A 4,231-nucleotide genomic window follows, 5' to 3' on the forward strand; every position below is an offset into this window, starting at 1 on the left:
GGCAAGTCTTTTTGCTGAGGTTTCACCGGCACCTTGCCCTCATCCGGCTTCACGCCCGGCAAGTCTTTTTGCTGAGGTTTCACCGGCACCTTGCCCTCATCCGGCTTCACGCTCGGCAAGTCTTTTTGCTGAGGTTTCACCGGCACCTTGCCCTCATCCGGTTTACCGCCCGGCAATTGACCCGACTGGGGCAGTACATCAGTGGCTATGCTTCTTCCGGAAAGCAACTCGCGCATGGCCCTGAAGACCAAATCAAGCATGTCAAACAACTTGGTGAGTGCACTGCCATTAACCATCGCATCATTGGGCGCAACTCGGAAACTGTCGCTGCGAGCCGGCGCCTGACCAGTATCTGTCCTGGCGGGTGCCGCGCTTTGATTGACACCGGTTGAAGCTGGGCTACGGTCATAGACCGATTTATCAACATTGACAAAGGGGGCGTTATTGATCGATAGGGACATTAGCAAGTTCCTTATTCAGCGCGGCCTGACGCCGTTAGTTGGCCAGGGTGGCGATAGTCTTTAGGGGCTGCAAACAACAGCGTTGCTTCACAGTCATTACGTTCGTGGAAAGCCACGCCATCGAGTTCCCGAAATCGCGCCTCATATAAGGAAACCAAACGGGATCTTCAGACTTTTCCCCATGACTTACAGAGGAATGCCGCACATCCAGCGAACCAGACACGCATTTAAAGGACACACACGCTAATAATCCGCGCGACACGTCAATCACCGACATACTTCCAGAGACCGCAACGTGCTCTATTGTGTTATTCCGCGCCCACGGGAATAACATCAGGCACCCCGATCAATTACTCACATTAAAAAATGAAAACGACAAAAAGCCTTACATACCGACTTATTTTGAATCTGAAATAGCGCGAACTTTGCTCAATGTTACCGGCTGAGATTACAACTGCCCCTGCCCCACACAAAAACGCACTGCTGCGGGGGGGGGCGAGTGAATACCTACCACCCATAAACACAAAATGCCCCGTACTTTTCGGCACGGAGCATTTACTTTGAAACACAGCACACGCTGACTGGGGCCCCCAGCGGCCCTCAACAAATACTCAAGCGTTACTGCATGACTCAGGATGGGGCATATTGAGCAGGCGACTCACCTGCTCCAGCCCAGTCTCGCGGCGCAGGGCCGTAAACAGCTCGACAGCTTCGGGGTAATTACGCGTCAGCATCGCCAGCCACTGCTTCAAACGGCCCGGCGCCTGGCGTTCGGTCAACTGGGCGACCGACTGGACCCAGAAGTCCTGAAGCAAGGGCTGCAACTGCGCCCAAGTCATTTCCACCACGTCTTCGCCCGCCCGCGCCGCGGCAATCTGCCGAGCCAGGTCAGGGCGCGCTACCAGGCCACGACCGAGCATGATGTCTTCAGCGCCGCTGACTTCGCGGCAACGCTTCCAGTCTTCGACGCTCCAGATATCCCCGTTGGCGAACACCGGCACCTTGACCACGTCCTGCACCCGCGGGATCCACTCCCAATGGGCCGGGGGCTTGTAGCCATCGGTCTTGGTGCGCGCATGCACCACGATATGCGCCGCGCCACCTTCGGCCAGGGCAGTGGCGCACACCAACGCGCCGTCCGGGCTGTCGAAGCCCAGGCGCATCTTGGCGGTCACCGGGATATGAGCAGGAACTGCTCGGCGTACGTGCTCGACGATCTGATTGAGCAGCTCCGGCTCCTTGAGCAGCACCGCACCGCCGCGCGACTTATTGACGGTCTTGGCCGGACAGCCGAAGTTCAGGTCGATCACTTGCGAACCGAGCTCGCAGGCCAGGGCTGCGTTTTCGGCCAGGCATACCGGGTCGGAGCCAAGCAATTGCACACGCAACGGCACACCGGCAGCCGTATGAGCGCCTTGCAGCAGTTCCGGAGCGAGCTTATGGAAATAGGCGGGGGTGAGCAGGCGGTCGTTGACGCGGATGAATTCGGTCACGCACCAGTCGATACCGCCCACGCGGGTCAACACGTCCCGCAGGATGTTGTCGACCAACCCCTCCATGGGCGCCAAGGCAATTTGCATGGAAAACACTCAACAAAAATCGTGGCGCAGTTTACTGGGTTTCCCAGCGCAACCGTTAACCCCCTGTCAGGGCGGGGCCATAACCGTCGAGAAACTCTGTCGGCATACGCTTGGGCTTGCCCGTGGACAGTTCAATGCAGACGAAGGTGGTTTGCGCGCGCAGCAAGGTCGCGCCGTCACGGGGCCGGACGAGCTGGAAGCGCCGGGTCATTTTCAGGCGCTGGTCCCAATCGACGATCCAGGTCGCCAGTTGCAGCTCGTCGCCCTCATAGCCGGCCGCCAGGTAATCGATCTCATGGCGCACCACAGCCATGGCACGGTCCAGGCGACGATACTCGGTCAGGTCCAGCCCCAGGCGCTGGGAGTGGCGCCAGGCACAGCGCTCCAGCCAGGCCACGTACACCGCGTTGTTGGCGTGCCCAAGGCCGTCAATGTCCTCAGGGGCCACCTGCAACTCGATGATAAACGGCGTTGCCAAATCCCAGCCCATGCCTTGCTCCAGTCGATTGATGTCGGCACGGCAGTGTATCAGGCGGTCTGGCGCTCCTGTAAACGACGGCCTGCCAACAGCTCCAGCACGCCTTCGATCACACGCGGATCAGCCAGAACTTTCTGGTGCCCGCCGTGTTCCAGGCGCAGCAGGCGGCTGTCGAACCAGGCGTCATGGATAGCTTGCGAGGCGTTGACCGGAACGAAGGTATCATCTTCGGCGTGAACGATCAGGCCAGGGATATTCATCTGGTAGTGGGCGACATCCAAGTGCTTGAGCGGCATGCCGAACGTCAGCTCCACTTCCTGGATAAACGCCGAGCGTGCCCGCGACGGCAAACCGACCATTCCGGCAAAGCCGCGCAGCACATCCAGGAAGCGGGACGGCGCCGCAATGCTCACCAGCGCTTCAGTGCGCAACCCCAACTGCACCGCCAGCATCGCACTGGCGCCGCCCATGGAATGGCCGACCACCGCGTGCAAGGGCGGCAACTCGGCCGCCGCTTCCAGCATGGCGCGGGCGAACAACAGCACATGGGCCTCACGCCCCGGCGAACGACCATGGGCCGGGCCATCGAGGGCAATCACCGAATAGCCGTTGTCCACCAGCGCGGTGATCAAGCTGGCGAATTGCGTCGGCCGCCCTTCCCAACCGTGCATCAGCAACACCGCCGGCCCTTGGCCCCAACGCAGCGCCGACAGGCCGAAACGCAAGGTGATGCGCTCCGACTGGGCCAGCAGCGGCAATTCCCAATCACGCGGCGGCAGGTCTCGCGGAGTCATGAAGACCCGACGCATTTTACTGGCCACCGTGTGCGGCGCCAGGCGCCCCAAGGTGCCGTTGACGCTACGAATCCATGTGAATGCGCCCATTATGCAACCCCCTTTTCAGCGCACTGCCGACTTGGCAGCACGCAATACACGATCCGACAATTCACCCGGCCCAAGCGCACGAGCCAGGGCCAGGCCACCAATCATCAAGGCCATGTCTGCCAAGGCTTTGTCGGTATCTTCCGGGCTGGCGGCCAACTGTGCGGCCATCAACTCCACATGCTCATTGAGCACCTGGCGAAATTCGTCCGGCAGGCGGCTCATCTCGCCCACCGTCGCCGGGATAGGGCAGGCTTTGGCCGTCGAGTCGCGGTGTTTGCGCGACAGGTAGAACGCGGCCACCAGCGCACGACGCTCTTCACCGGTCAGTTGCTCGTCCATGTCGTCGATCGAAGCTCGACGCTGGGCCAGCAGTTGACTGAAGGCCTCCAGCATCAGCGCATCCTTGCTTTCAAAATGCGCGTAAAACCCACCCACCGTCAGCCCCGCCGCGCCCATGACTTCCCCCACGCTCGGCTCGGCCGGGCCACGCTGGACCAACGCGGCACTGGCGGCCTGCAGAATGCGTTCGCGGGTTTGCGCTTTTTTATCGCTCATCGTGTGCCTCCGTCGTTCATGGGTTGAATATTATTATCATAATAATATTTCGCAAGCGAGAAGCATGACCGCCCGTCCGAACCGGCCGCCTGCAAAACGTTGGAATAAGAGTCAGGGCAAATAGAACAGGCCAGAGGGCAGAAACCCAAACGCCAGACAAACAAAAGGGCCATTCAATAATTGAATGACCCTTAAAAATCCCGCAGAGCGGGTAATCGTGGCGTCCCCTAGGGGACTCGAACCCCTGTTACCGCCGTGAAAGGGCGGTGTCCT

Annotated in this window: 4 protein-coding genes and 1 pseudogene; all 5 read right to left on the bottom strand. The window is 60.1% G+C overall.

Annotation, left to right across the window (positions count from 1 at the left end; all coding sequences use genetic code 11):
* Positions 1-461, bottom strand: a pseudogene (locus ACODSV_RS36045) (hypothetical protein); the annotation flags it as partial.
* Between the two features lie 611 nt (positions 462-1,072).
* Positions 1,073-2,041 (bottom strand): tRNA dihydrouridine synthase, encoded by a 969-nt coding sequence (locus tag ACODSV_RS36050; RefSeq protein WP_024076515.1) that lies wholly within the window; start codon positions 2,039-2,041, stop codon positions 1,073-1,075.
* Positions 2,042-2,096: 55 nt separating this feature from the next.
* On the bottom strand, positions 2,097-2,531 hold the full coding sequence (locus ACODSV_RS36055) for an acyl-CoA thioesterase (protein WP_150055962.1): 435 nt from the start codon (positions 2,529-2,531) through the stop codon (positions 2,097-2,099).
* Positions 2,532-2,569: 38 nt separating this feature from the next.
* Positions 2,570-3,403 (bottom strand): alpha/beta hydrolase, encoded by an 834-nt coding sequence (locus tag ACODSV_RS36060; RefSeq protein WP_150055963.1) that lies wholly within the window; start codon positions 3,401-3,403, stop codon positions 2,570-2,572.
* A gap of 15 nt (positions 3,404-3,418) precedes the next feature.
* A complete protein-coding gene (locus ACODSV_RS36065; protein ID WP_069076640.1) occupies positions 3,419-3,958 on the bottom strand; it encodes a TetR/AcrR family transcriptional regulator in 540 nt (179 codons plus the stop codon).
* Between the last annotated feature and the right edge of the window lie 273 nt (positions 3,959-4,231).

The sequence above is a fragment of the Pseudomonas sp. FG86 genome, from assembly GCF_057808775.1.

Coding starts and splice junctions, on each gene's coding strand:
- ACODSV_RS36065 (WP_069076640.1), bottom strand. CDS start 3,958: ATGAGCGATAAAAAAGCGCAAACCCGCGAACGCATTCTGCAGGCCGCC.
- ACODSV_RS36060 (WP_150055963.1), bottom strand. CDS start 3,403: ATGGGCGCATTCACATGGATTCGTAGCGTCAACGGCACCTTGGGGCGC.
- ACODSV_RS36050 (WP_024076515.1), bottom strand. CDS start 2,041: ATGCAAATTGCCTTGGCGCCCATGGAGGGGTTGGTCGACAACATCCTG.
- ACODSV_RS36055 (WP_150055962.1), bottom strand. CDS start 2,531: ATGGGCTGGGATTTGGCAACGCCGTTTATCATCGAGTTGCAGGTGGCC.